The sequence below is a fragment of the Cupriavidus taiwanensis genome, assembly GCF_900250115.1.
Classification (GTDB): domain Bacteria; phylum Pseudomonadota; class Gammaproteobacteria; order Burkholderiales; family Burkholderiaceae; genus Cupriavidus; species Cupriavidus taiwanensis_B.
Genome location: NZ_LT984803.1, coordinates 3149541 through 3169549, shown reverse-complemented (window position 1 = coordinate 3169549; position 20009 = coordinate 3149541). Strand labels below are relative to the sequence as shown.

Sequence of the window (20009 nt, the reverse complement as noted above, 5' to 3'; positions counted from 1 at the left end):
AGCCAGTCCCGCTGCCGCCAGCCGCGATCAGGCGGCCTGCGCCACCGGCAGGCAGACCTTCAGCAGCGTCTGCAGCCGCGGCTTGTCGAGATGGCGGCCGATGAACACGAACTTGCTTTGCGCCGGTTCCGCGCCCCACGCCTCGGCGGGGTGGAAATCCATCAGCCGGTGCACCGCCTGCAGCACGTAGCGGCGATCATCGCCCTCCACCGCGACGATGCCCTTCATGCGAAATACGTCGTCGCCCTGCGCGGCCAGCAGCGCTTTCAGGCCGTGCTCCAGGCGCTGGCGGTCGAACGGCTGGTCGAATACCAGCGACACGGAGGTGACCGACGGATCGTGGCGGTGGCCGTGCGTATCGTCATCGTGTGCGTGGTCGCAATGCTCGTCGCAGACGTGGTCGTGATCCTCATGGTCGTGCGCCTGGGCGTGACCGTGGGGGGCATCGTATGCATCGGCCTGGATCGAGCCAGGCGTAAACCCGCCGATGCCCAGGATCTTGCCCAGGTCCACTTGTGCGAAGTTGGAGCGCAGGATCTGGGCACCCTCGTTCAGGCGGTGGATGCGGGCCTCGAGCCGGTCCAGCTGCGCGGCGTCGACCAGGTCGGTCTTGTTCAGGATCACACGATCGGCGGCGACGATCTGGTCGACCGCCTGGTTGTCGAAGCCGGTCAGCTGCGGATCGTCCAGATGGCTTTCGATATGCACCGCGTCGACCAGCGTCAGGATGCCGTCGAGCGTGACCTGCCTGGCGACTTCGTGGTCCATGAAGAACGTGGCCGCGACTGGTGTGGGATCCGCCAGGCCGCTGGTCTCGACCAGGATGTGGTCGAAACGCTCCGGTCGCTCCAGCAGCTTCTGCAGGATGCGCACAAGGTCCGTGCGCACATCGACCACGCAGCAGATGCAGCCGTTGGTCATCTGGTAGATCTCTTCGTCCGAGGTCATCACCAGGTCGGAGTCGACGTCGACCTCGCCGAACTCGTTCTCGATCACGGCGATGCGGTGGCCGTGCTTCTGCGTCAGGATGTGGTTCAGCAGCGTCGTCTTGCCCGAGCCGAGAAAGCCGGTAAGGATGGTGACCGGGACGGGCGGCTGTGGTGCGACGGCAAGTGCGTTCATGTTGTCTCCTGATTAGGGTGCTGCGTTCCCCGCGAGCGCGAGGCGGTAGGTCTTTTCAAGCGGTGGCGACATTGGGGCGCAGGCCTTGCCAGCGTGTCACCAGTCCGTCGTGCGGTACGTCGAACAGATCCAGCACGCGCCCCACGGTGTGGTCGACGACGTCGTCGACCGATTGCGGATGCGCGTAGAAGGCCGGCACCGGCGGCAGCACGATGGCGCCCATTTCCGTCACCGTGGTCATGTTGCGCAGGTGCACCAGGTGGAAAGGGGTCTCGCGCGCCAGCAGCACCAGCCGGCGGCGCTCCTTGAGCATGACGTCGGCGGCGCGGGTGACGAGGTTGTCGGCCAGCCCGGTGGCGATGGCGGCCAGCGTGCGCATGGAGCAGGGCGCCACCACCATGCCGTCGCAGCGGAACGAGCCGCTGGCGATGGTGGCGCCGATATCGCGCACGTTGTGCACCACGTCGGCCATGGCCTCCAGCTGCGGGCGCTGCAGGCCCAGTTCATGGTGCGCGGTCAGCAGCCCGGACGGCGAGCAGACCAGGTGGGTCTCCCAGCCGTCCAGCGCCGCCAGCGCCTGCAGGACGCGCACGCCGTACACCGCGCCGCTGGCGCCGGTGATGGCGACGACCAGGCGTTGCTTGCGGATCATGCTTGCCGGCCCTCCCGTGCCGCCTTCTCCGCCAGCGCTTGCAGCACCTGTTCCGGCTTGATCGGGTAGTGCCGGAAGCGCACGCCGATGGCGTCGAACACCGCGTTGGCGATCGCCGGGCCGATCGCGACGATCGGGTCCTCGCCCACGCCCTTGGCGCCGAACGGGCCCCCGGGATCCGGCGCGGCTTCGAGGATCACGGTGCGGATCTCCGGCATATCCATCGCCAGCGGCATCTTGTAGTCGACGAAGTTGGCATTGAGCGAGCGGCCGGTGCGCATGTCGATCTGGTAATCCTCATACAGCGTATGTCCGATGCCTTGCTGGATGCCGCCTTCGATCTGGCCCGCGGCCGCCACCGGGTGGATCACCTTGCCGACGTCATGCACCGGTACCACCTGCAGCACGGTGATGAAGCCGGTCTCGGTATCGACCGCGACCTCGACAAAATGCGCGGCGAACGAATACGACTTGGTCGGGTGATAGGTGGCGGTGCCGACCAGCTGCGCGGCGGGAATGCCCTTGCGCGGCATCACCGCCTCGCGCACGGTCAGCGTGGGGCCGTCGCGGTCGCGTACGGCGATCACGCCGGCGGCCAGCGTCAGGTCCTCGGCCTCGCACTCCATCAGCCTGGCGGCGCGCTCGAACAGCTGGCGTTTGATCTCGCCTGCCGCCATCTGCGCGGCCTTGCCGACCATGTAGGTGGTGTGGCTGGCAAAGGCGCCGATGTCCCAGGGGACAACGTCGGTGTCGCCATGCACCACCGATACCGCTTCGAACGGCAGCGTCAGTTCTTCGGCCACGATCTGGGCGAGGGCGGTATGCGCACCGGTACCCAGCCCGGCGGCGCCGGTCAGCAGCACCACGGTGCCATCCTCGTTCATCTTGATGATGGCGTTGCCCTGTTCCTTGATGCCGGGATAGGCGCTGCTGCCGTGCATCTCGCAGCCCAGGCCCCAGCCGGTGCGGACCGGGCCGCTGGTGTCGCGCGGGCGGCGGCGCAGCGCGGGCCAGTCGAGCAGTGCCATGCCGTGCTCGATGCAGGCTTCCAGGCCGTGCCCGATCAGCGCATGGTTCGAGGGCGCGATGTCGCCTTCGCGGACGGCGTTCCTGAGCTTGAATTCGGCGGGGTCCATGCCCAGGTGCGCGCCGGCCTCGTCCATCTGCACGTCGAGCGCGTAGTAGGTCTGCACCACGCCGTAGCCGCGGAACGCGCCGGCGATGGGGCTGTTGGTATAGACACAGCGGCCCTCGAGCAGCACGTTGTCGCAGCGGTACAGCGACACCATGGCGGCGGTGCCGACATTGGTCACGCCGGGGCCATGCGAGCCGTACGCGCCGGAGTTGAACACCACCCTGGCCTGGCGCGCGGTGATGGTGCCGTCGTTGCGGAAGCCCTGCTTCAGCCAGATCTTCGCCGGATGCCGCGTGCGGCCGCCGAGGAAGGTTTCTTCGCGGGTGTATTCCATGCGCACCGGCCGGCGCGTCTCGCGCGCCAGCAGCGCGCACAGGAACTCATGCTGGAACAGGTCCTGCTTGGCACCGAAGCCGCCGCCCATGTGATCGACCAGCACGCGCACCTTGTGCAGGGGCAGACCCAGCACCTCGGCCATGATGCCGCGCACCATGAAGGCGGTCTGGGTGGAGATCCACACCGTCAGGTTGCCGTTGCCGTCCCAGCTGCACGTGAGGACGTTGGGCTCCATGTAGGCGGGAGTGGGGCGGCCGCCTTCGTAGACGCCTTCGAGGATGAAGTCGGCTTCGGCAAAGCCGGCCTCCACATCGCCACGTTTGATGAGAACAGGCGGCAGCACCAGGTTGCCGCCGGGCTCGCGATCGTGGATGCGCGGCGCGTCTGAGCGTTCGGCGTCCTCCGTGGTGAAGACCGCGGGCAGGATGTCGTATTCCACTTCGACCAGATCGAGCGCGCGCTCGGCGATCTCCTCGCTGACCGCTGCCACCGCGGCCACGCCTTCGCCCCAGTAGCGCACCTTGTTGTCCAGGATGTACTGGTCGCAGGTCACCGACGCCGAGCGCGGATGCGGCGAGCCGGCGTGCAGCACGCGCGGCACGTTCTCGTGCGTCAGCACCGCCTTGACGCCCGGCAGTGCCAGCGCGCGTGACGTGTCGATGCGGCGGATGCGGGCGTGAGCGACGTTGCTGCGCTTGATCTTGCCGTACAGCAGGCCGGGGAAGGGCATGTCGGCAACGTATCTTGCGTTGCCGGTGACCTTGTCGAGCAGGTCGGTGCGCTTGACGCTGTGTCCGATCACGGCGTGGGTCATCATGCCTCCTCGCTGGCGCCGATGCGGTCCGCGCACCCGGCGGGGTCGATGGCCTGGGCGGTCTGCTCGATGGCCTCGATGATCTTGGTGTAGCCGGTGCAGCGGCAGATATTGCCGGCAATGGCAAAGCGGATTTCGTCGCGGGTGGGATGCGGGTTCTGCTCCAGCAAGGCCTTGGCCATCACCACGAAGCCCGGGGTGCAGAAGCCGCACTGCGCGGCGCCGCAGCGCATGAACTGCTCCTGGAGCGGATGCACGGTGTCTGGCGCGGGCTGCACGCCTTCGATGGTGGTGATGTGGCAGCCGTGCGCTTCCGGTGCCAGCACCAGGCAGCTGTTCATCGGCCGGCCGTCGATGATGACGGTGCACGAGCCGCATTCGCCCACGTCGCAGCCCTTCTTGGTGCCGGTCAGGCCGGCGTCGTGGCGCAGGGCGTCGAGCAGCGTGCTGTGCGGCTCGACCGCCAGTTCGCGCGGTTCGCCGTTGATGAGGAGTTCGATCATTTTTCGCATGATGCTCCGCTCAAGGCGGCCTCCAGGGCTTGTTCGAGGGCGCGGCGGGTCAGCACGCTGACCATCTGCCGCCGGTAGGCTGCGGTGGCACGCACGTCGCTGATCGGACGGGCCTCGTCCATGGCGGCGTGCGCGGCCTGCAGGATCAGGGCGTCGGTCAGGCGCTGGCCGCGCAGCACCTGTTCGGCGCGCGCCGCGCGCACGGGCGTGGGGCCGACCGCGGCAAGCACGATGCCGGCGTCGGCGCAGTGGCCGTCCGCCACCGTCAGCGTTACCGCCACGCCAACCGTGGCCAGTTCCATATGCACGCGGCGGCCATGCTTCAGATAGACCTTGCCGGTGCCGGGTCGTGGCGCCGGCACGGTGATGCGGGTAACGATCTCGTCCGGCGCGATGGCGGTCTTGCCGACGCCGGTGACAAAATCCTCGACGCGCAGCTCGCGCGAGCCGGACATGCCATACAGGTGCACCGAGGCGCCGTCTGCGACCAGCGGTGCGATCGAATCCGCCGACGGCGACGCGCGGCAGACATTGCCGACCACGGTGGCGCGATGGCGCACCTGGATCGAGGCGAAGTCGGTCACCGCCTTGGCCAGGCCGGCGTAGTGACGCTGCACGAAGCCGGAGGTCTCGACCGCGCGCGTGGTCACCAGCGCGCCGATGCGCAGGCCGTTGACCGGGTCGAAGGTCAGCACGTCCATGCCCGGGATCTTCTTGATGTTGATGACCTGCTCGGGCTTGCGCACGGATTCCTTGATCTGCACCAGCAGATCGGTGCCGCCGGCCAGCACGCTGGCCTTGCCGCCGCACCGGTGCAGCATGGCCGAGGCTTCGGCCAGCGTCGCCGGTTCGAAATATTCAAACGCTCTCATTGCTCCTCCTGGTCTGTGCCATCGGCGGCGGCTGCCGGTCCTGCCGAGGTCCGGTGGGGTGCGCGCCGTTCAATCCATCATGGGCGGGCGCCCTTTATCGGTAAAGACCCGGAAACGGATTAATTGATCGTGTTACCCTCTGAATCAGACGCGCCGCGCAAGCCCCGGCTCTTCGCCGCAGAGCGCGCACCCCGAGATTCCGGAGGTAGACCACGTGCCCAACCTCAGCAACATGAACGTGTCGCTGCGCCAGCTGCGCGCGTTCATCGCCGTGGCGCAGGAGCGCCACTTCACCCGCGCCGCCGAAAAGCTCGACCTGTCGCAGTCGTCGGTCAGCGCGCTGATCCACGAGCTCGAAGCCAATCTCGGCCTGAAGCTGTTCGACCGCCACACGCGCCAGCTGCACATCACGCAGGCCGGCGCCGAGCTGCTGCCGCTGGTGAAGAAGGCGGTGGCCGATATCGACAGCGTGATCGAGAATTCCAGCGAGCTGCGCACGCTGGGACGCGGGCGCGTGTCGATCGCGGCCTCGTCGATCCAGGCCGCGCTGATGTTGCCGCGCGTGATCCGCGAGTTCTGCGTGAGCCATCCGGGGGTGAAGGTGGAGCTGCACGATGTGTCCGAGCACGAGGTGACCAGGATGGTCAGCTCGGGCGAGGTCGATTTCGGCATCGGCACCATCCCCGAGGGCCAGCCCGACCTCAGCGCGCACCGGCTGATGGATGATGCCTTTGTCATCGTGATGCCCGCGCACCATCCGCTGCGCCGGCGCAAGACGCTGCGCTGGGAGGACGTGGCCGGCCTGCCGGTGATCGGGCCGCACAAGGGCAACCCGATCCGCGACTGCCTGGACACCGCACTGGCCGCGCGCGGCATCACGCTGCAGCGGGTGCACGAGGTGTTCCTGCCGCTGACCATGGTCGGCATGGTCGACGCCGGGCTGGGCATCGCGGTGATGAGCGCGGCCGTGACGCGGCTGACCGGCGCGCTGGGGCTGGCCACGGTGATGCCGACCGATCCGGTGATCCACCGCGAGATCTCGCTGCTGGTGCACGCGGACCGGTCGCTGTCGCCGCCGGCGCAGGCCTTCCGCGACCTGCTGATGCGCTACCGCGCCAGGCTGGCCGAAGCCGTCTGACTGCGGCAGCTATTTCATGCCGGTTCCTTGGCCAGCCCGTGGGGCTGGGGCGCCGGCGAACGCGCGTTGAACAGCAGGTTCAGCAGCACCGCGGCCAGCGTGCCGAGCAGGATGCCGTTCTGGCAGAACTTGGCCAGCAGCTCCGGCATCTGCGCGAAGAACTTGTCCGACACCAGCGGGATCATGCCCAGCGCCACGCTGACGGCGACGATGTAGGCGTTCTTCTTGTTCTCGACAAAGTCGACATGGCCGAGGATGCGCACGCCAGTGGCCGCGACCATGCCGAACATCACCAGCGCCGCGCCGCCCAGCACATATTGCGGGATCGAGGCCGCGAAGAAGGCCAGCTTGGGCAGGCAGCCCAGCACGATCAGGATGCCGCCGGCGGTGGCGCAGACCCAGCGGCTGCGCACGCCGGTGACCTGCACCAGCCCGACGTTCTGCGCGTACGAGGTATAGGTGAAGGTGTTGAACACGGCGCCCACCAGCGCGCCGACGCCGTCCGCGCGCAGGCCGCGCGCCAGGTCTTCCGAGCCGACCGGGCGGCCGACGATCTCGCCCAGCGCCAGGAACTGCCCCACGCCTTCGATCATGATCACGATCATCACCACGCACAGCGTGACCGCGGTCATGGCGTCGAAGGTGGGCCAGCCGAAGTGGAAGGGCGTGATGAGCTCGATCCAGTGCGCGTTGTGCAGGCCGTCGAAATTGACCTTGCCCAGCGCCAGCGCGATCGCGAAGCCCACCGCAATGCCGATCAGCACCGCAACGTTGCACAGGAAGCCGCGCGCGAACGCCACCAGCGCCAGCACCGTGCACAGCACCGCGGTGGCGATGGCGATGTTCACCGGCAGGCCGAAGCTGGGATTGGGCACCGGGCCGGCCGGGGTGTTGAGGGTGGGATTGCCGCCCGCCGCCCAGTTGATCCCGACCCGCATCAGCGAGACCCCGATCACCAGCACCACGGTGCCGGTCACCACCGGCGGAAACCAGCGCACCATCTTGCCGACATAGGGCGCGGCAAAGCAGGTGAACACGCCCGCCACCATCACCGCGCCGAACACGGCCGGAAGGCCCAGCGACGGATTGGAGCCGGTGGCGATGATCGGCGCGATCGCGGTGAAGGTGACGCCCATCATCACCGGCAGGCGGATGCCGACCTTCCAGATGCCGATGCTCTGGATCATCGTCACCAGGCCGCAGCAGAACAGGTCGGCGGCGATCAGGAAGGCCACCTGGTCCTTGGGCAGCTTGAGGGCGCCGCCGATGATCATCGGCACGGCAATGGCGCCGGCATACATCACCAGCACATGCTGCAGGCCCAGGGCCAGCAGGCGCGGCGCGGGCAGGACCTCGTCGACGGGATGCACTGGGGCATGCCCTTGCGTAGGCAGGGTGGGGTTCATGCTGTCTCCTTTGGTCGGTATCACGCCGGTTGCGCATTGCGCTAACGTGTCGCCAAGGTGCCGGCGCTTCCTCTTGCGGGATGGTCTTGCCATCCTCTCGTGCGAAGCCCGCGCCTGTCCTGTCTTGTCAATCCAGCATGACAGCGGCGCAGGGAAGGTACAACGTTCGCGGCGGATTTATCGATCGGGTGAAACGATGAATCCGCCGTTTCCAGCGGGTTATCCCTGAGGCGTGCCTCACGGCACGTGGGCGGCCGCACGCTCCAGCCGCGCCAGCAGCGCGGCCGCGCGCGCCATCGCGGCGGGATCGATGCGCGCGCGAATGCCGTCGAAATTCGGCCCGCGCGTCGCATCCAGCCCCATGCGGGATGTGGTGCCGACCCCGGATGCCGACGGATCGAGCGCGCTGCCGGGCAGGCCGTCGACCACCACCACGTCGAGGTGCGGCTGCAGGTGCGTCGCCATGGCCCACAGCACTTCCTCATCGCGGGTGATGTCGACGTCCTCGTCGACCGCGACCACCGTCTTCAGGTACGGGTCCCAGCCGAGCAGGCCCAGCATCACCTGGCGGGCCTCGCCGGGGCGGCTCTGGCGCAGCGCCACGTAGGCGTGGAAATGCGTGCCGGAGCTGGGGTAGTGCACCGCGGTGACGCCGGGAAAGCGCTCCCGCAGCTTCTCCACCATCTCGGACTCGCGCGGGATCCGCCCCAGGTTCAGGTGCTCGGCCGAGTTGCCGCCGACCACGTCGACCAGCCACGCGTCGGTGCGTCGCATCACGCTCTGCACGCGCAGCAGGTTGTTGGTCGAGCGGTCCGACGAGTAGCCGGTGAACTCGCCGAACGGGCCTTCGTCGACGCGCGCCTCGGGATCGATCACGCCCTCGAGCACGATCTCGGCATGCGCCGGCACCAGGATGCCGTGGCGCGGCGTGCGTACCACTTCCAGCGGCGCGCCGAACAGGCCGCCGGCGACATGGCGCTCGTCCACGCCGAACGGCAGCCGCGCGGCGCCGGCCAGCATGAACAGCGGATGCGCGCCGATCACCATCGCCACCGGCAGCGGCCGGCCCAGCCCGGCCGCGCGCTGCTGCATGCGCCACAGGTGGCCGCGCGAATGCAGGCTGGTAGCAATCTCGGTGGACGAATGCAGCATCGAGCGGTGGTAGCTGGCGTTGCCGATGCCGCTGTCGGGGTCCTCCGCGATCAGGATCGCGTTGGTGATGTACGGGCCGCGATCGGTGGCGAAATGGCGGATCGCCGGGATCGTGCGCAGGTCGATGTGCTGCATCTCGACCTGGCCGGTGACGGCGCCGCTATCCAGCACGCGCGGCGCCACCATGCGGCGGCTGCGGGCCTGGTACTCGGCATGGATGCCGGCGGGCGGCACGCCGCCCAGCATGCGCCCCACGCGCTCGCGCGAGGCAAACAGGTTGGTGGCCAGCGACGTGCCCAGGCCTTCGACATGGTCGAACAGCAGGGCCGGATGGCGGCCCTGCGCCGCCAGCGCCCACACCAGCGCGGTCGGGTCCTGGTCGGCGCCGACCGGCTCGCGGATATGCAGCACGTCTTCGGGAAAGGCCTCGCGGTAGGCCGACAGGAACTGGTGGAAATCCTGCGAGGTATCGTGGCAAGGCTGGCGCGCCGATGCGGTCGGGGCAAAGGACGCTGAAGGCGAGTTCATGAACGGCTCCTGTGGTCAGGGTGGGCCAGGGCGAAGGCTGCCCCGGCGGCCGCGCATGCGCGCAGCCGCCGTGCCGTGCCTGCCTGCCGGACTGCTACCGGCTAGCGGGTGCTGGCGTAGGTATCCTTCAGCCGCGCCAGCGCTTCTTCCTGCGTTTTGGGTGGGGCCGTGGTCTCGATGCCGACCAGCCGGGCGATGTTGTTGCCCATGTAGTCCTCGAGCCCGTCCTCGTCCAGGTCCATGCCCTGCGGCGCGGGGCCGCACAGCATTTCCAGCTCGCGCAGCCACATGCCGGGCTCGTTGGGCGGCGTGTCGGTGCCGAACACGATCTTGTCGCGCGGCAGCTGGCGCGCGAACTCGACGATGCGCGACTGGAAGCACCAGCCCGATTCGCAATACACGTTGGGCGTGTCCATCGCCATCCAGAACGCCTCGAACGAGTAGTTGCCGCCGGTCTGGATGCCGAAATGCCCGATGATGAAATTGACCATCGGGAATTCGCGGATGATCGGGTAGAACATGGTCGGGATCGTGTACGGGCCGTCGCCGGTGTGGATCAGCACCACCACGTTGTACTTGGCGCAGACCTTCATCGCCGGACGCAGCCAGTCGAGCGCGCGGTCGGGCCGGTAGCCGTGCATGTTGGCATGCAGCTTCAGCATCTTGAAGCCGTACTCCTTGACGTGGAATTCCAGCTCCAGCGCGCCTTCTTCCGGGCCCCAGCGCGGGTTGAAGGTGAAGTTGCCGATAAAGCGGTCAGGGTACTTCTGGCACAGCTCGGCGATATACGCCATGTAGTCGCGGATGCCTTCGCGGCCGCGGCGGTTGCCGTCGCGGTAGCCGGTGTTGCCGGGCGGCGGCTGGATAAAGCCCATGTCGATGCGGCGCGGCTTGCCGTTGATCATGTAGGGGCCGTCCATCATCTTGAGCATGCGCTCGCCGTTGAAGGGCTCGCCGGTGTGGCGCCAGGCTTCGTCGACCAGGTTGGTCGGGTGCAGGTGGGTGTCGATAATCATCTCGGGTGCTCCGGAGTCCGTTGTCGTTGGCGCGGGTGCGGGGCTTATGCGGCCAGGCGCGCTTTCGCTTCTTCCAGCGTGCGCGGGACCGGCGTCGGCTGCAGGCCGATCATCCGGGCCACGTTGTTGCCGAGGTAGTCCTCGAGCGTGTCTTCATCCAGGTTGAGGCCCTGCGGCGGCTCGAAGCACAGCACTTCCAGCAGGCGCAGCCACATGCCGGGCTCGTTGGGCGGGGTGTCGGAACCGAACAGGATCTTGTGCTTGGGCAGCACCTTGGCAAACTCGACGATGCGCGACTGCAGGCACCAGCCCGATTCGCAGTACACGTTGGGCATGTCCATCGCCATCTGGAACGGCTCGAAGCAGTACACGCCGCCGGTCTGCACGCCGAAGTGGGCCATGATGAAGTTCACGGTCGGGAACTCCTTCATCATCGGCACCCACTCGGTCGGGATGCTGTAGGGGCCGTCGCCGGTATGCAGCTTGACCAGCACGCCCAGCTCGGCGCATTTCTGCAGCGCCGGGCGCAGCCAGTCGAGCGCGCGGTCCGGGCGGTAGGCGTGCATGTTGGCCTGGAACTGGACCATCCTGAAGCCCAGCTTCTTCACGTAGTGCTCGATCGCGTTGACGCCGTTCTGCACGCCGCAGCGCGGGTTGTAGACGAAGCAGCCGATAAAGCGGTCGGGATACTTCTGCACCATCTCGACCGTGTAGGCCATGTACGCGTCGATCGATTCACTGCCCGACTTCACGCCATCGGTGTAGGTGTAGATGGTGTTGCCTTGCGGCGGCTGGATAAAGGCCTTGTCGATGCGGCGCGGCTTGCCGTTGATGGTGAATGGGCCGTCCATCATCTGGATCAGGCGCTCGCCGGTAAACGGGTCGCCGTCGTGGCGCCAGGCCAGGTCCACCAGGTTGGTCGGATAACAGCTGGTGTCGATGATCATGGGAGATCCCCTAACAATGACTAGGTTGGACACGCATGCGGCGGGCGCGTGCGAACAACGCCGCGGGGCCGGCCTTGCATGCTGCGATCGGGAGTCTTTGTCAGGGGAGCGCCTGGACCACTGCGCCACCGACGAAACACTCCGTCAGTGAGCAATCTCCAGTTGAACGTCGCGGCATTGCACCGCTGCTGTCCAATCGACCGCTTCTACCCACGCGCTCTTTATACATAGCGCGCCAGCGTGGCGTCAAGAACGTTATGTGTTGCATTGCACGAACAGCGGGCCGATGCGCATTCCAATGCGGGCTATGAATCCGCTACATTGCAAGCACCACACCGGCAGGCCCGCCGGTGCATGGCAGGGAAAACACGGGCCGACGACGTTTCAACGGGGTACAACGACAAGGAAGGGGAAAATCATGCACGGCAGATCTGCAGCCATGGCGGGAGCCATGCTGTCCGTTGCGCTGTCCATGGCGCTGGGCGGCTGTGGCGGGGACGGGGACGCACCGGCGCTGGCCGGCGCAACGGAAGCCACGAAGTACGGCACCACGGCCACCACCACCAGCGCGACCACGCGCTGGATGCCCGCCATCACCGACACCTGGCAGATCCAGCTGACCGGCAAGCTCAACACCAGCTACCCGGTGGCAGTGTACGACTTCGACCTGTTCGACACGCCCCAGGCCACCATCGATGCCCTGCACGCCAGGGGGCAGCGCGTCATCTGCTATTTCTCGGCCGGCAGCGCCGAAGACTGGCGCCCCGACTACAACCAGTTCACCGCGGCGGACTTGGGCGGGCCGCTGTCGGGCTGGGCTGGTGAGCGCTGGGTGGATACGCGCTCGGCCAACGCGCGCCGGATCATGCAGGCACGGCTGGACCTGGCTGTGTCCAAGCGCTGCGATGGCGTGGATGCGGACAATGTCGACAGCTATACCAATAGCCCCGGCCTGCCGCTGACGGCCGACACGCAGCTGGACTACAACCGCTTCCTTGCCTCCGAGGCGCATGCGCGCGGCCTGGCCATCGGCCTGAAGAACGATATCGAGCAGGTCGCGCAACTGGCGGCGGACTTCGATTTCGCCATTAACGAACAGTGCTTCCAGTACCAGGAGTGCGGCGCCTATTCAGCGTTCACCGGCCAGGGCAAGGCGGTCTTCAATATCGAGTACAAGTCGAAGTACAAGACCGTGTCACAGCGCAAGGCACTGTGTGCCGCAGCGCAGGCAGCGAACCTGCGCACGCTGGTGATGCCGGCCTACCTGGACGGCAGCTCGCGCTACGCCTGCGACTGACGGCAAGGCGGCGCTACCCCAGTTCGCGCGACGCCAGCCACAGGCGGGTGTCGAACTCCAGCTGGTGGTAGCGCGGCTCCATGTACTCGCACAGCCGGTAGAAGGCCTTGTCGTGCTCGCTCTCCTTCAGGTGGGCGAGTTCATGCACGACGATCATGCGCAAAAATTCCGGCGGTGCCTCCTTGAACAGGGAGGCAACCCGGATCTCTTTCTTGGCCTTGAGCTTGCCGCCCTGCACGCGCGAGATCGCGGTATGCAGGCCCAGCGCGCGCTGGGCGGAATCCAGGCGCGCATCGAACCCAACCTTGTGCAGCGGCGGGGCGCTGCGCAGGTATTCCTGCTTGAGCCCGGTGGTGTATTCGTACAGCGCGCGGTCGGTCTGCACGGTGTGGCGCGCCGGGTAGCGGCGGGCAAGATGGTCGCCGAGCCGGCCGGCGGCGACCAGTTCGCGCACCTGCTCGAGCACGCCGGGCGGATAGCCGCCGAGGAAGCGCATCGGGTCCTTGCCGGCGGGGTGCCAGGTCTCATTCACCGCGACGGCCTGCTCAGTGGTGGTGGTGATGGTGGTGCATCCAGCTGTTGTCGAGCGAATTGACGAAGGACTCGACTGCGTCCTTGTCGCCGGTGGCGTGGCGCATCATTTCGCCGCACTTGCAGAACCCCTGGTACGGGGTGATGTGCGAGCACGCCGAGGTCTTCTGCAGGTACAGCGTGACGGGTTTGGTGCACTTCTTGCACTTGAACTTCAGGGTCAGGGCGGGTTTGCTCATGGCAATGGCTTAAAAAAATCAGCGAAAAGACGAACCTGTGATTGTACCGGCGGGGCCAAAGCCAGCCGGGCCAGGCTTAGCGCCCCGGCCTGCCTGATACACTCCGCCATTCCCGCACCTATTCCAGCACCATCACCAACACGCACCCATGGCACAGTACGTTTTCACCATGAACCGCGTGGGCAAGATCGTTCCGCCCAAGCGTCACATCCTGAAGGACATCTCGCTGTCGTTCTTCCCGGGCGCCAAGATCGGCGTGCTCGGCCTGAACGGCTCGGGCAAGTCCACGCTGCTCAAGATCATGGCCGGCCTCGACAAGGAAATCGAGGGCGAGGCCACGCCGATGCCGAACCTGAACATCGGCTACCTGCCGCAGGAGCCGCAGCTCAACCCCGAGCAGACCGTGCGCGAGTCGGTGGAAGAAGCCCTGGGCGGGGTGTTCGAGGCGCGCAAGAAGCTCGATGAAATCTACGCCGCCTACGCCGAGCCGGACGCCGACTTCGACGCGCTCGCCGCCGACCAGGCCAAGTACGAAGCCATCCTCGCCGCCAGCGACGGCAACAACGTCGAACTGCAGCTGGAAATCGCCGCCGACGCGTTGCGCCTGCCGCCGTGGGACGCGAAGATCGAGCACCTCTCCGGCGGTGAAAAGCGCCGCGTGGCGCTGTGCCGGCTGCTGCTGTCGCGGCCCGACATGCTGCTGCTCGACGAACCGACCAACCACCTCGACGCCGAATCGGTCGACTGGCTGGAACAGTTCCTGACGCGCTTCCCCGGCACCGTGGTGGCCGTGACCCACGACCGCTACTTCCTCGACAACGCCGCTGAATGGATCCTGGAACTGGACCGCGGCCAGGGCATCCCCTGGAAGGGCAACTACAGCTCGTGGCTGGACCAGAAGGAAGCGCGCCTGAAGCAGGAAGAGGCCAGCGAATCGGCGCGCCAGAAGGCGCTGCACAAGGAACTGGAGTGGGTGCGGCAGAACCCCAAGGGCCGCCAGGCCAAGTCCAAGGCGCGCCTGGCCCGCTTCGACGAGCTCAACAGCCAGGACTACCAGAAGCGCAACGAAACCCAGGAAATCTTCATCCCCGTGGGCGAGCGCCTGGGCAACGAGGTGATCGAGTTCGACAACGTCAGCAAGGGCTTCGGCGACCGCATGCTGATCGAGAACCTGAGCTTCAAGGTGCCGCCCGGGGCGATCGTCGGCATCATCGGCCCGAACGGCGCCGGCAAGTCGACGTTCTTCAAGATGCTGACGGGCAAGGAGCAGCCGGACAGCGGCGAGATCAAGATCGGGCCGACCGTGAAGATGGCCTTCGTCGACCAGAGCCGCGACGCGCTGGACGGCACCAAGACCGTGTTCGAGGAAATCTCCGGCGGTGCCGATGTGCTGACCGTTGGCCGCTACGAGACGCCGTCGCGCGCCTATATCGGCCGCTTCAACTTCAAGGGCGGCGACCAGCAGAAGCAGGTCGGCACGCTGTCGGGCGGCGAACGCGGCCGCCTGCACATGGCCAAGACGCTGATCGCCGGCGGCAACGTGCTGCTGCTGGACGAACCGTCCAACGACCTCGACGTGGAAACGCTGCGCGCGCTGGAAGATGCGCTGCTGGAGTTCGCCGGCTGCGTGATGGTGATCTCGCACGACCGCTGGTTCCTGGACCGGATCGCCACGCACATCCTGGCCTTCGAAGGCGACTCGCATGTCGAGTTCTTCCCGGGCAACTACCAGGAGTACGAGGCCGACAAGAAGCGCCGGCTGGGCGAGGAAGGGGCCAAGCCGAAGCGGATCCGGTACAAGCCGATCGTGCGGTGAGGGACTGCTGAGCGAGCAAGGGAACCAGGTCCGCGGGCCTGGTTTTTTTATGGTGCTGGCTGTATGCGCTGTCGAAAATTCTGAACCATGTCGCCAGACCTTTGGCATTAGTGTCATGCCGGATAGGTTTGGGGGGTGCGAAAGTCAATCCACCTCTTCGTTCTAAAGCGGCTACCTGGACCTCACCGAAGGAAGCTGCCATTCGAGGTTCGGCAGGATCGTGAGCACCTTTTTCCAGGGGCGGTCTGCGGCATTGCCACCCACGCCCTCACCGCGGATGAAGCGGGGTACCTCATCGGTTTCCGTACATCTGACGAAATCCGAAATCGCCGAGCTGAGGCGGAACAAGAAACGCATCTCCGACTTGGCGCGAAAGGCATTCAGCTCGATGAACCTTAAGGAGAAGTAGGGCGCCGAGGCCCTGATCGCCGGTAGCGATGAGCACGCAGAATCCGCGCTTCAAGCAAGAGCCCCGACTCAAATGAGCGGGGCCTTTTCGCCGCGCCATGCCCGCGAAAAGTTTTCGTCTGTTAAGGCAGTTTCCTAGTTGGCTCGCACCAACCTCACCCGCGTAATCTCCGACGGCGCCCCGAAGCGCTTCGGCGGGCCCCAGTATCCGGTACCACGGCTGATATAGATCCACAGCGAGCCATGCCGCACCAGGCCGGCGGTGTACGGCTGCTGCATCGGCACGAACAGGTTCCACGGCCAGAACTGGCCGCCGTGGGTATGGCCCGACAGCTGCAGATCGAAACCGGCTTGCGCCGCCGCGGGCGCGGTGCGCGGCTGGTGCGCCAGCAGCACGCGCACGCCGGCGTCGGCGGGGGCGCCCGCGATGGCGCGCTGCGGGTCGCTGCGGTGGCTTTCGTGGAAGCGGCCGGCGGAGTAGTCGGTGACCCCGCCCAGCACCAGCGCGCCGCCGTCATGCCGCAGCACTACGTGCTCGTTCATCAGCACGCGCACGCCCAGGCGGCGCAGTTCGTCGATCCACGGCTGTGCGCCGGAATAGTACTCGTGGTTGCCGGTGACGAAGTAAGTGCCGTGGCGCGCCCGCAGCCGGGCCAGCGGCGCGGTGTGGGCGGACAGTTCCGGCACGGTGCCGTCGACGAGGTCGCCGGTGACGGCGATGGCATCGGCCTGCAGGCTGTTGACGCGGTCGACGATGCGGTCCAGGTAGGGCCGCTTGATGGTGGGGCCGACATGGATGTCGCTGATCTGCGCGATGGTGAAGCCGTGCAGCGCCTCCGGCAGGCCCGGCACCGGCACGTCGACCTCGACCACGCGCGCCAGCCGGCGCGCATTGACATAGCCGGCCAGCGTGACCAGCAAGGCCAGCAGCGGCACCGCCACGGCGCTGCCGGCGGCCAGGCCGGGCGCGCGCCAGCCCAGCAGTTGTCCGGCCAGCCAGGCGGCCGCGAGGGCCACGTCCCGCACCAGCGTCAGCACCAGCAGCGATGAGAAGAACCCCATGGCAAGCATGCCGAGCCACGACACCAGGTCCGACCAGGGCTGGCTGACGCGCCGCGCCAGCAGTCCGGCCGGCAGCAGGGCGCAGGACAGGGCCAGCCAGGCTACCGCCAGGGCCTTGACCGCCATCGGTACCGGCATCGCCGGCAGCAGGCGCAGCCCGATATAGCCGTGCAGCAGGGCCGTGATCAGCGCCGCGGTCAGGATGGTCGTGCGTGGGGGCATGGGGGGAGCCGGGATGGAGTGTCCAGAGATGAGGCCGCGGCGGCCGCCTTCAAGGGCAGGGCCGGACGCACACCGGGCAAAGCAAGATGCACGCCCGCAGCGCCGGTGCGCGCCGCAACGGCGCATTGCGGCTTGACCGCGCCACTGCGCGGCCCAATCCCCGGCTTGTGCAGGCACTGCCCGCATGCCGCGCGCCAGCCGGCTGATCTGTCCTTTTTCTGGCGGATCCTGAATGTTTTCAAATCGGATTGTTCCCACTGGCGGGCTAATCTAGATTCGCGAGTGGGCCGCCTGTTGTGCAGCATCGTGCCCGCGAGCGTCCTCCCGGAGAAACCCATGTCGTTTCGGATAAAGCACACCAGTGCGCTGATCGCGGCCTGGCTCGCGCTGGCCCCGCTCGCGGGGCTGGCAGCAACGCCACACACGCCGACCGCGGCCACCCTGGCCTGGCCGCGCAACTTCGATGCTGCCAGCGAGCACGTGGAGCTGTACCAGCCGCAGATCGAGGCGTGGGAAGGCAATCGCCTGTCCGGGCGCGCCGCGGTGGCGGTGGGCGAGACGTCGGGCGCGCCGACCTACGGCGTGGTCCATTTCTCGGCCACCGGCGATATCGACAAGCCCTCAGGGCTGGTGCAGCTGAGCCGGATCACGGTGGAAAGCGTCGAGGTCCCGACCCGGCCCGACGCCGCCGACCGCGTGCGCCAGGCGCTGGTGTCGCGCCTGCCGGCCAATGGGCTGACGGTGCCGCTGGACCAGCTGCAGGCCAGCTATGCGGTATCGCAGCAACTGGCGAAAGCCGGACGTGTCGCGGTGCGCAATGACGCGCCGCAGATCCTGTTTGCCACCACGCCGACGCTGCTGGTGCTGGTCGATGGCGAGCCCGCCTGGCGCGCCGTGCCGGGAACGTCGTACGAACGCGCGCTGAACAGCCGCGCACTGCTGCTGCGCGCGCCAGGCGGCGAGCTGTACCTGAAGGCGGCCGGCTACTGGTATCGCTCGGAATCCGCCGGCGGCGCGTGGGAGGTGATGACCACCGTGCCCAAGGCGCTGGAAAGCGCGGCCGGCAAGGCGGCGGCCGGCATGAAGGCTGATGCGATGCTGCCCGCGGACGGCAAGCGCCCGGCCCGCGCCCCGGCCATCCTCTTCGCCACGCAGCCGACCGAACTGGTGGTGACCGGCGGCGCGCCGCAGATGGCGCCGGTCAGCGGGGTCAGCCTGCTGACCATGGCCAACGCCGACCACGCCGTCTTTGTCGATCCGGCCGCCAACCAGTATTACGTGCTGGTCTCGGGGCGCTGGTTCCGCGCGCCGATGCTGACCGGGCCGTGGGAGTACGTACCCGGCAGCCGGCTGCCGGCCGATTTCGCCCGCATCCCGCCCACCGATCCCAAGGCCAATGTGCTGGTCTCCGTGCCCGGCACGCCGCAGGCGCGCGAGGCCGAGATCGCCGCCACCATCCCGCAGACCGCCACGGTGACGCGCAGCAAGGCCAGCCTGACGGTGGCGTACGACGGCGCGCCGCGCTTCGTGCCGATTACCGGCACCTCGCTCAGCTACGCGGTCAATACCGCCACGCCGGTGATCGAGGTCGACGGCAGCCACTACTACGCGGTGGCCAACGGCGTCTGGTTCACCGCGCCGGCGCCCGCCGGCCCATGGCAGGTCGCCACCGAGGTGCCGTCGGCGATCTATACCATCCCGCCGACCTCGCCCGTGTACTACGTCACCTATGTGCGTATCTACGCGGTCACGCCGCAGACCGTGGTGATGGGCTACACCCCCGGCTACATGGGGGTGGTGGTGAGCGCCGACGGCACGGTGGTCTACGGCACCGGCTATGTCTATCCGCCCTACGTGGGCGCGGTCTACTACGGCTATCCTGTTACCTATGGCTACGGCGCGGGCTTCGGCATCGGCGTGGCCGAGGGCTTTGCCTTCGGCTTCGCCGCGGGCGCGTTCTGGGGCGCGGCCGCGCCGTACTGGGGCCCGTACTGGTGGGGCGGCCCGTACAACTGGAACTACGTCAATGTGAACCAGGCCAACTTCTACGGCCGCTGGGGCCAGGGCACGGTCACCCACGCGCAGGGCTGGAACGCCTGGACCGGCACGGAGTGGCGCGGCAGCGCCGCCTCCGGTTTCAATCCTGCCACCGGTGCCAGCTACCAGGGCAGCCGCGGCGCTGCCTTCAACCCGTATTCCGGCAACTATGCAGCCGGGCGCCAGGGCTCGTTCTCCAACCCGTCCACCGGGCGCGAGGGCGCCGCGCGCGGCGGCGTGGCCGGCAATACGTATACCGGCGATTACGCGGCCGGGCGTCAGGCGGCAGGCTATAACGCCCAGACCGGCAGGGTCGGCGCCGCCGAGGCCGGCATCGCCGGCAACACGCAGACCGGCGCGCACACCGCAGCCAGCCGCGGCTTCGTGGCCAACCCGGGCAAGGACAACGCCGTGGTGTGGAACAACGGCAACGTCTATGCCGGCCATGACGGCTCGGTGTACCAGCACACCGACAACGGCTGGCAGAAGCACACACCCGGCGGCTGGGAACCGGTGCAGCCCAACAACGAAGTGACCGGCCGGCTGGAACAGCAGCGCCAGGCGCGCGAAGTGGGGCAGCAGCGCTTCAGCGGCATGGCGCAGCGGTGGCAGGGCGCGGGCCGGCTTGGCGGCGGGGGATTCCGCGGCGGGGGCCGGTTCCACGGCGGCTTCCATCGCTGAGGCGGACTGCCGGGCGGGGGGCAGCCGGCCTGGCCGCGACTGTCGAAATGACTAAACACGGGCACAAGAAAGATTGAATTGGCGCG

At 67.6% G+C, this 20009-nt stretch carries 16 protein-coding genes; 4 read left to right on the top strand and 12 right to left on the bottom strand.

Going from position 1 to position 20009, the window contains the following annotated elements; genetic code table 11:
* Positions 1 to 27: 27 nt before the first annotated feature.
* From CBM2586_RS14775 to CBM2586_RS14755, 5 genes are read right to left on the bottom strand one after another with little or no spacing between them, the layout of a single operon-like run.
* Complete coding sequence (locus CBM2586_RS14775; protein WP_115688227.1) at positions 28 to 1122, bottom strand: CobW family GTP-binding protein; 1095 nt, start codon at positions 1120 to 1122, stop codon at positions 28 to 30.
* A gap of 55 nt (positions 1123 to 1177) precedes the next feature.
* Complete coding sequence (locus CBM2586_RS14770; protein ID WP_115688225.1) at positions 1178 to 1774, bottom strand: UbiX family flavin prenyltransferase; 597 nt, start codon at positions 1772 to 1774, stop codon at positions 1178 to 1180.
* Positions 1771 to 4059 (bottom strand): xanthine dehydrogenase family protein molybdopterin-binding subunit, encoded by a 2289-nt coding sequence (locus CBM2586_RS14765; protein WP_115688223.1) that lies wholly within the window; start codon positions 4057 to 4059, stop codon positions 1771 to 1773. The genes CBM2586_RS14770 and CBM2586_RS14765 overlap by 4 nt, the downstream gene beginning before the upstream one ends.
* Positions 4059 to 4571: a (2Fe-2S)-binding protein gene (locus CBM2586_RS14760; RefSeq protein WP_115688221.1), complete on the bottom strand. Its 513-nt coding sequence runs from the start codon at positions 4569 to 4571 to the stop codon at positions 4059 to 4061. Before CBM2586_RS14760 ends, CBM2586_RS14765 begins: the two co-directional genes overlap by 1 nt.
* Entirely contained in the window at positions 4559 to 5443 is an 885-nt protein-coding gene (locus CBM2586_RS14755; RefSeq protein ID WP_115688219.1) for an FAD binding domain-containing protein, read from the bottom strand. The genes CBM2586_RS14760 and CBM2586_RS14755 overlap by 13 nt, the downstream gene beginning before the upstream one ends.
* A gap of 232 nt (positions 5444 to 5675) precedes the next feature.
* On the opposite strand from CBM2586_RS14755, the gene CBM2586_RS14750 reads away from it, so the two are divergent.
* Complete coding sequence (locus CBM2586_RS14750) at positions 5676 to 6581, top strand: LysR family transcriptional regulator (RefSeq protein ID WP_115663672.1); 906 nt, start codon at positions 5676 to 5678, stop codon at positions 6579 to 6581.
* A 14-nt stretch (positions 6582 to 6595) separates the two neighbouring features.
* On the opposite strand, the gene CBM2586_RS14745 is transcribed toward CBM2586_RS14750, so the two are convergent.
* The 4 genes from CBM2586_RS14745 to CBM2586_RS14730 all read right to left on the bottom strand — a co-directional run bounded on the left by CBM2586_RS14745 (position 6596) and on the right by CBM2586_RS14730 (position 11630).
* Positions 6596 to 7987: a nucleobase:cation symporter-2 family protein gene (locus tag CBM2586_RS14745; protein WP_115688217.1), complete on the bottom strand. Its 1392-nt coding sequence runs from the start codon at positions 7985 to 7987 to the stop codon at positions 6596 to 6598.
* A gap of 237 nt (positions 7988 to 8224) precedes the next feature.
* A complete protein-coding gene (locus CBM2586_RS14740) occupies positions 8225 to 9667 on the bottom strand; it encodes a UbiD family decarboxylase (RefSeq protein WP_115688215.1) in 1443 nt (480 codons plus the stop codon).
* Positions 9668 to 9768: 101 nt separating this feature from the next.
* Positions 9769 to 10683, bottom strand: coding sequence for an amidohydrolase family protein (locus tag CBM2586_RS14735; RefSeq protein WP_115688213.1), 915 nt, complete (start codon positions 10681 to 10683; stop codon positions 9769 to 9771).
* 44 nt (positions 10684 to 10727) lie between these two features.
* Positions 10728 to 11630, bottom strand: a complete 903-nt coding sequence (locus CBM2586_RS14730) for an amidohydrolase family protein (RefSeq protein ID WP_115688211.1) — start codon at positions 11628 to 11630, stop codon at positions 10728 to 10730.
* Positions 11631 to 12048: 418 nt separating this feature from the next.
* Here CBM2586_RS14730 and CBM2586_RS14725 point away from each other — a divergent pair, with 418 nt between their 5' ends.
* Positions 12049 to 12927 carry an endo alpha-1,4 polygalactosaminidase gene (locus CBM2586_RS14725; protein WP_115688209.1) on the top strand — a complete coding sequence of 293 codons (879 nt, stop codon included), beginning with the start codon at positions 12049 to 12051 and terminating at the stop codon, positions 12925 to 12927.
* 13 nt (positions 12928 to 12940) lie between these two features.
* Here CBM2586_RS14725 and CBM2586_RS14720 read toward each other — a convergent pair whose 3' ends face one another.
* Both CBM2586_RS14720 and CBM2586_RS14715 read right to left on the bottom strand, forming a co-directional pair.
* Complete coding sequence (locus CBM2586_RS14720; protein ID WP_115663673.1) at positions 12941 to 13423, bottom strand: M48 metallopeptidase family protein; 483 nt, start codon at positions 13421 to 13423, stop codon at positions 12941 to 12943.
* 49 nt (positions 13424 to 13472) lie between these two features.
* The gene (locus CBM2586_RS14715; RefSeq protein WP_010812270.1) at positions 13473 to 13697 is read right to left on the bottom strand and encodes a hypothetical protein; all 225 of its coding nucleotides are present in this window, start codon (positions 13695 to 13697) and stop codon (positions 13473 to 13475) included.
* 148 nt (positions 13698 to 13845) lie between these two features.
* Here CBM2586_RS14715 and ettA point away from each other — a divergent pair, with 148 nt between their 5' ends.
* Entirely contained in the window at positions 13846 to 15513 is a 1668-nt protein-coding gene (ettA, locus tag CBM2586_RS14710; RefSeq protein WP_115661031.1) for an energy-dependent translational throttle protein EttA, read from the top strand.
* A 543-nt stretch (positions 15514 to 16056) separates the two neighbouring features.
* On the opposite strand, the gene CBM2586_RS14705 is transcribed toward ettA, so the two are convergent.
* Entirely contained in the window at positions 16057 to 17205 is a 1149-nt protein-coding gene (locus CBM2586_RS14705) for a metallophosphoesterase (RefSeq protein ID WP_115661032.1), read from the bottom strand.
* Between the two features lie 336 nt (positions 17206 to 17541).
* On the opposite strand from CBM2586_RS14705, the gene CBM2586_RS14700 reads away from it, so the two are divergent.
* Positions 17542 to 19923: a carbohydrate-binding family V/XII gene (locus tag CBM2586_RS14700; protein ID WP_115688207.1), complete on the top strand. Its 2382-nt coding sequence runs from the start codon at positions 17542 to 17544 to the stop codon at positions 19921 to 19923.
* Positions 19924 to 20009 lie beyond the last annotated feature (86 nt).

Excerpts from the sequence above, each read along its gene's own strand:
- CBM2586_RS14775 (WP_115688227.1), bottom strand. The coding sequence starts at position 1,122 with ATGAACGCACTTGCCGTCGCACCACAGCCGCCCGTCCCGGTCACCATC.
- CBM2586_RS14770 (WP_115688225.1), bottom strand. The coding sequence starts at position 1,774 with ATGATCCGCAAGCAACGCCTGGTCGTCGCCATCACCGGCGCCAGCGGC.
- CBM2586_RS14765 (WP_115688223.1), bottom strand. The coding sequence starts at position 4,059 with ATGACCCACGCCGTGATCGGACACAGCGTCAAGCGCACCGACCTGCTC.
- CBM2586_RS14760 (WP_115688221.1), bottom strand. The coding sequence starts at position 4,571 with ATGCGAAAAATGATCGAACTCCTCATCAACGGCGAACCGCGCGAACTG.
- CBM2586_RS14755 (WP_115688219.1), bottom strand. The coding sequence starts at position 5,443 with ATGAGAGCGTTTGAATATTTCGAACCGGCGACGCTGGCCGAAGCCTCG.
- CBM2586_RS14750 (WP_115663672.1), top strand. The coding sequence starts at position 5,676 with ATGAACGTGTCGCTGCGCCAGCTGCGCGCGTTCATCGCCGTGGCGCAG.
- CBM2586_RS14745 (WP_115688217.1), bottom strand. The coding sequence starts at position 7,987 with ATGAACCCCACCCTGCCTACGCAAGGGCATGCCCCAGTGCATCCCGTC.
- CBM2586_RS14740 (WP_115688215.1), bottom strand. The coding sequence starts at position 9,667 with ATGAACTCGCCTTCAGCGTCCTTTGCCCCGACCGCATCGGCGCGCCAG.
- CBM2586_RS14735 (WP_115688213.1), bottom strand. The coding sequence starts at position 10,683 with ATGATTATCGACACCCACCTGCACCCGACCAACCTGGTCGACGAAGCC.
- CBM2586_RS14730 (WP_115688211.1), bottom strand. The coding sequence starts at position 11,630 with ATGATCATCGACACCAGCTGTTATCCGACCAACCTGGTGGACCTGGCC.
- CBM2586_RS14725 (WP_115688209.1), top strand. The coding sequence starts at position 12,049 with ATGCACGGCAGATCTGCAGCCATGGCGGGAGCCATGCTGTCCGTTGCG.
- CBM2586_RS14720 (WP_115663673.1), bottom strand. The coding sequence starts at position 13,423 with ATGCGCTTCCTCGGCGGCTATCCGCCCGGCGTGCTCGAGCAGGTGCGC.
- CBM2586_RS14715 (WP_010812270.1), bottom strand. The coding sequence starts at position 13,697 with ATGAGCAAACCCGCCCTGACCCTGAAGTTCAAGTGCAAGAAGTGCACC.
- ettA (WP_115661031.1), top strand. The coding sequence starts at position 13,846 with ATGGCACAGTACGTTTTCACCATGAACCGCGTGGGCAAGATCGTTCCG.
- CBM2586_RS14705 (WP_115661032.1), bottom strand. The coding sequence starts at position 17,205 with ATGCCCCCACGCACGACCATCCTGACCGCGGCGCTGATCACGGCCCTG.
- CBM2586_RS14700 (WP_115688207.1), top strand. The coding sequence starts at position 17,542 with ATGTCGTTTCGGATAAAGCACACCAGTGCGCTGATCGCGGCCTGGCTC.